Origin of the sequence: Zoogloea sp. (genome assembly GCF_023150065.1) — a bacterium.
In the GTDB taxonomy this organism is placed as follows: Bacteria; Pseudomonadota; Gammaproteobacteria; order Burkholderiales; family Rhodocyclaceae; genus Zoogloea.
The window spans coordinates 1-1,674 of record NZ_JAKLLN010000064.1 but is presented as its reverse complement, the minus strand read 5'-3'; the positions used below and the strand labels follow the sequence as shown (position 1 = coordinate 1,674).

At 67.4% G+C, this 1,674-nt stretch carries 1 protein-coding gene and 1 pseudogene; one reads left to right on the top strand and one right to left on the bottom strand.

What is annotated here, in order from left to right; all coding sequences use genetic code 11:
• Nucleotides 1–1,097, bottom strand: a pseudogene (locus L6Q67_RS23380) (phosphoribosylformylglycinamidine synthase); the annotation flags it as partial.
• 63 nt (nt 1,098–1,160) lie between these two features.
• On the opposite strand from L6Q67_RS23380, the gene map reads away from it, so the two are divergent.
• Nucleotides 1,161–1,674: type I methionyl aminopeptidase (gene map, locus L6Q67_RS23375; RefSeq protein WP_296575864.1), on the top strand; the 514-nt coding region annotated here is incomplete at its 3' end.

The following is a 1,674-nucleotide window of genomic DNA, read 5'->3' as shown; positions in this document are numbered from 1 at the left end:
CGGTCGGGCAACTGCAGGTTCGACACCGAGAATCCGGTCAACCCGGCCTTGGGCCTCGCACCGCGCCCGGTGGCTCCTTCGTCGCGGATCTCGCCACCGGCGCCGGTGGACGCCCCCGGGAACGGCGAGATCGCGGTGGGGTGGTTGTGGGTTTCCACCTTCATCAGCACATGGGCGATTTCGTCGCGCGCCACGTAAGGCGCTGCATCGGCATGTCCGGCGGGCACCCAGCGCTGCACCGGGCCACCGGTCATCACCGCGGCATTGTCGGAATACGCCACCACGCTGTGCTGCGGCGATACGCGCTCGGTGTGCCGAATCATGCCGAACATCGACAACGACTGGCGCTGGCCGTCGATGGTGAAGTCGGCGTTGAAGATCTTGTGACGGCAGTGCTCGCTGTTGGCCTGCGCAAACATCATGAGCTCGACATCGCTGGGGTCGCGCCCCATGCGAGCAAAGGCCTGCACCAGGTAGTCGATCTCGTCGTCGCTGAGCGCCAGGCCCAGCGTCTGGTTGGCCTGCTGCAGCGCCGCGCGGCCGGCCTGCGAACCAGCGCCCAGCACCCGCACATGGGCCAGGGGCTCGCCCGCGCGTTCGTCGAACAGGTGCCGCGCGGCCTGGCGCTCGTAGGCCACACTCTCGGTCATGCGGTCGTGCAACACGGCGGCGCAGGCGGCCAGTTCATCGGCCGCGAGCGGCTTGCCAACCCCGCCGAACAGGCCGCGCTCCAGCCGCAATCGGTATTCGGTGACCCGTTCGACGCGAACCAGACCTCCACCCGCAGCACCTTCCAGGCAGTTTCGAGCGATGTCGGTGGCCTTGCTGGCCCAAGGCGAAACCGTGCCCAGCCGCGGCATCACCACCACGAGCATGCCGTCTTCGCCGCCAGCGTACGGCTCGCCGTAGGTCAGCAGGTCGGCGAGGCGCGCGGCATCGAAACCAGATCGGCACGCCGCCCAGTGCACATGCCGCGCAGCGACGGCACACATGCGCGGATTGATGGCTTGCAGCCGCGACAGCAGCGCCCGGGCCCGGAAGTCGGACAGCGCATTGCCGCCCTCGAAGTACACAACGTTCGGATCGATGGACGGCATGAAAGTGGGGCAATGCCGGGGGGAAACCTGGCATTTTACGTTGCGGTGGGATAATTCCTGCCCATGTCGATCACCCTGAAGACTGCTGCCGATCTCGAAGGCATGCGCGTGGCCGGACGCCTGGCAGCCGAGGTCCTGGACATGCTGGCCGCACATGTCAAGGCCGGCGTGACGACCGATCAGCTCGACCGGCTGGCCCATGACCACATGGTTCAGGTGCAGGGCGCGATTCCGGCGCCGCTGAACTACGCGCCACCGGGATACGCGCCCTACCCGAAGTCGATCTGCACCTCGATCAATCACCAGGTCTGCCACGGCATCCCCAACGACCGTCCGCTCAAGGACGGCGACATCGTCAACATCGACATCACGGTCATCAAGGACGGCTGGCACGGCGATACCTCGCGCATGTTCGTGGTGGGCGCCGGCTCGATCGCCGCGCGCCGCCTGTGCACCCTCACCTACGAGGCCATGTGGCGGGGCATCGCCAAGGTGCGGCCCGGTGCCCGATTGGGCGACATCGGCCATGCCATCCAGACCTTTGCCGAGGCCCAGGGACTGGCGGTGGTGCGCGAGT